Source organism: Paracraurococcus ruber (assembly GCF_004353985.1).
Lineage (GTDB): Bacteria > Pseudomonadota > Alphaproteobacteria > Acetobacterales > Acetobacteraceae > Paracraurococcus > Paracraurococcus ruber.
Map to the genome: position 1 here is coordinate 1 of NZ_SMOA01000456.1, position 2,886 is coordinate 2,886.

General features: G+C 79.7%; 5 protein-coding genes. All 5 read right to left on the bottom strand.

Features of this window, described 5'->3' with window-relative positions; all coding sequences use genetic code 11:
• The coding region (locus E2C05_RS30650; protein ID WP_205083196.1) for a hypothetical protein at positions 1-1,019 on the bottom strand (1,019 nt) is incomplete at its 3' end.
• Between the two features lie 16 nt (positions 1,020-1,035).
• Positions 1,036-1,332: a gas vesicle protein K gene (locus tag E2C05_RS30655; RefSeq protein ID WP_133223397.1), complete on the bottom strand. Its 297-nt coding sequence runs from the start codon at positions 1,330-1,332 to the stop codon at positions 1,036-1,038.
• On the bottom strand, positions 1,329-1,547 hold the full coding sequence (locus E2C05_RS30660) for a gas vesicle protein (protein ID WP_192912556.1): 219 nt from the start codon (positions 1,545-1,547) through the stop codon (positions 1,329-1,331). The genes E2C05_RS30655 and E2C05_RS30660 overlap by 4 nt, the downstream gene beginning before the upstream one ends.
• Positions 1,537-2,325 (bottom strand): GvpL/GvpF family gas vesicle protein, encoded by a 789-nt coding sequence (locus E2C05_RS30665; RefSeq protein WP_133223399.1) that lies wholly within the window; start codon positions 2,323-2,325, stop codon positions 1,537-1,539. Before E2C05_RS30665 ends, E2C05_RS30660 begins: the two co-directional genes overlap by 11 nt.
• 1 nt (position 2,326) lies before the next feature.
• On the bottom strand, positions 2,327-2,886 hold a 560-nt coding region (locus E2C05_RS30670), incomplete at its 5' end, for a J domain-containing protein (protein WP_192912557.1).

Consider the following 2,886-nt stretch of genomic DNA (forward strand, 5'->3'; position numbering starts at 1 on the left):
GCCGCCGGCTCGGCCTGCGCCGCCGCCGCCTCGGCGATGCGGCCGATGGCGCTGCCCGCCTCCTCGGCCAGCCGCTCCGCCGCCGCGCGCAGCGTGCCGGCGGCCACCGGCACCGCCTCGAATTCCGCCGCCAGGCGCTGCGCCGCGGCCTCCAGCCGCTCGGCCAGCGCCGCCTCCATCGGGGGACGCTCCTCGCCCTCCGGCGCAGCTTCCAGCCGGGCGGCGAGCAGGGCGATCGCCTCGGTCTGCGCCGCCGCCAGGCGTGGCAGCTTGGCCAGCGCCTCGGTCGCCTGATCGGTCATCGACACGGCGCGGTCCAGCCGCACCTGCGCGGCGGCCGCGGCGCGGGCCATGCGGGTGCCCTCGGCCGCCGCTTCCTTCAGGGCGCGCCCGGCCTCCAGCAGATCCTCGGTCGGCAGGTCGATCGGCATCGCCGCCGGGGCAGGGGAAGCGGCAGGCGGGGCGGTCGGCCGCGCCGCCATGTCGCGCGCCAGCGCGCCCCAGAGATCCTCCCGCTCCGTCCCCCAGCGGCCGCCCAGCCCGGCGCGCAGCGCCGAGAGCGGCGCCAGGGCCAGCGGCCCGGCCAGCAGCGCCAGCAGTGCCGCCAGCAACCCGGCGCCGCCCGCGGCCAGGACCAGGCCTTCGCGCGCCGGCATCGGCGGCGCGGCAGCCGGCAGGCCGGAAGCCGCGGCTTCCAGCCTTGCCACCAGGCTGCCCAGCACGAAGGCCGGCGGCGCATCGGCGGAGCGGCGTTCCTCCGCCGCCAGGATCTGCTCCATCCGGCTGCGGGCATTGGGCGGCAGCTGCGGCGCCAGCGCCCGCAGCTCCTCCCGCAGCTTGGTGCCGCCGGTCTCGGCCGGCAGGCTGTCGAACACCTCCCGCGCCATGCCAGAGGGCGGCGCGCCCATCCCGGGCAGGGCGGGCAGGACCAGGGCGATCCCCAGCAGCAGCGCGGCGAGCAGCGCGGTGCCGGCGGCGGCGATCCAGGCGGGGCCGAGGGTGCGCAGCGTCAGGGTCATCGGGGCCTCCTGCCCGTCAGAGCAACGGCCCGAGCGGGCCAAGATCGAGATTCAGCTCCTCCCGCCGCAGGCCGAGGCGCTCGCAGAGCGTCCCGACCGCCTCGCGCGTCCGCAGCAGCCCGAGGCCGAGGCGCTCGGCCTCCTCCGCGGTGATGCTGCCGGCCTCGAAGCGGCGGATCGCCTGGGCTTCCAGCAGGCGGCGGACCAGTTCGACGATCGTCATCGCCAGCCGCGCCAGGTCCTGCTCGACGCGGGCGGGGTCGAGGGCGATGCGCGCCAGTTCCGGCGCGGCGGCGGACAGCGCCGCGCTCATGCGCCCTTCTCCGGCAGCAGGACCATGCGGGTCGCGGTGTCGACCGAGGCGAGCAGCGCCCGCAGCCCGACATGGATCAGGTCCACGCCGGCGAGCGAGATGGTCACCTGCCCGTCCAGCACCACGCCGGTGTCGAGCAGCCGGTCCAGCACATCCACCAGCGCCTCGGGCGGCGGGGCGGTGGCGGGCAGCGGCGGGCGGGGGTCAGCCGGCATGGCGCAGCCCCCCGTCATCGGCCAGGGCGGCGCGGGCGAAGGCATAGGGTGGCCATGGGCCGGACAGGGCGAGGCCGAGGCCGGTGCCCGTCCGCGCCGCGACCAGCGCCGACAGCATGGCGCGCAGCCGGCCGCCCGGCGCCATGGCCGTGGCGGGGACCAGCGCGGTCCAGCGCGCCTCGCGCTCGCGCGTCGCGGCGATGGCCTCCACCGGGGCGCGCGCCTCGGCCGCCAGGGCGGCGGCGATCGCGTCCCCCAGGGTGGCGCGGCGGCCGGCACGGGCCGCCTGCAGCGCGCGGTCGCGCTGGCGTTCCAGCAGGAAGGCCGTGCCCTGCGGGGCGCGGGCCAGCGCGTCCTCCAGCCGGCGCAGCACCGGGTCGGTGGCGGCGAGATGCGCGGCATGCGCCGCCGCATCCTCGGCCAGGGTCACCGTCCATTCCTCGGCGCCCGCGGCATCCTGCAGGGCGGCGCGCAGCCGCGCGGCACGCGGCGTCAGCCAGGCGCGCAGCGCCGCCTCGCCGGAGAAGACGGCGCCGAAGGCGAGCGGCAGCAGCGGCCCGGCGGCGAAGGCGGCGGCGACCAGCGCATGGTGCTCCGCCGCGCGCGCCGCGACCCAGGCGGGGTCGCCCGTCCGGCTCTCCGGCCCCTCGTACTCGGCCCGCGGCACCGGGGCGGCGAGCACCGCCAGGTCGTCCAGCGCGACCAGCCGCGCCGGCGCCGGCAGCGGAGGCGCGGCAGCGGCGGACAGCACGGCATAGGCATAGAGCACATCGGGCATGTCAGGCGGCCTCCGCCGCGGACGGTGCGGGGATGGCGAGGTGGCGGCCGGCGCGGGCGGCCAGCGCCGCCAGGTCCAGCTCCCCGCGCGCCGCCGCCAGGCCGCGCAGCAACCGATAGGCCTGCCCGGCCGCGTCCAGCCGCGCCGGGTCGGCGGCGGCGGCGCCGGTATCCGGGTGCAGCTCCCGCGCCAGGGCGCGCCAGCGCCGCGTCAGTTCCTCCGTCCCCAGCCGGTCCGGCAGATCCAGCAGGCGCCAGGCCGCCGTCACCGCGGCGGGCTCCAGCTCGGCCACGCGCAGCGGCGCGAAGAGCAGGGGCGGCAGCGGGCCGCGCAGATCGGCCGAGGCGCCGTCCTGCGCCTCGGGCGGCAGGCGGGACAGGGCGGCTTCCAGCGCCGCCTCGCAGCCCGCCGCGAGCAGGACGGTCGCGCCCGTCTCGGCATCGCCGGCCGCCGGCGGCTCGGCCGCGATCTCGATAGCGGCGGGCGCCAGCGCGGTGCGCAGCGCGGCGAGGCGCATGGCGCGCTCCTCGGCCAGCGCCGCCGCCACCGCCTCGGCCAGCG

What these genes read in the sequence shown, in the direction of transcription:
- E2C05_RS30655 (WP_133223397.1), bottom strand. Translation starts at nt 1,332, where the DNA reads ATGAGCGCGGCGCTGTCCGCCGCCGCGCCGGAACTGGCGCGCATCGCC.
- E2C05_RS30660 (WP_192912556.1), bottom strand. Translation starts at nt 1,547, where the DNA reads ATGCCGGCTGACCCCCGCCCGCCGCTGCCCGCCACCGCCCCGCCGCCC.
- E2C05_RS30665 (WP_133223399.1), bottom strand. Translation starts at nt 2,325, where the DNA reads ATGCCCGATGTGCTCTATGCCTATGCCGTGCTGTCCGCCGCTGCCGCG.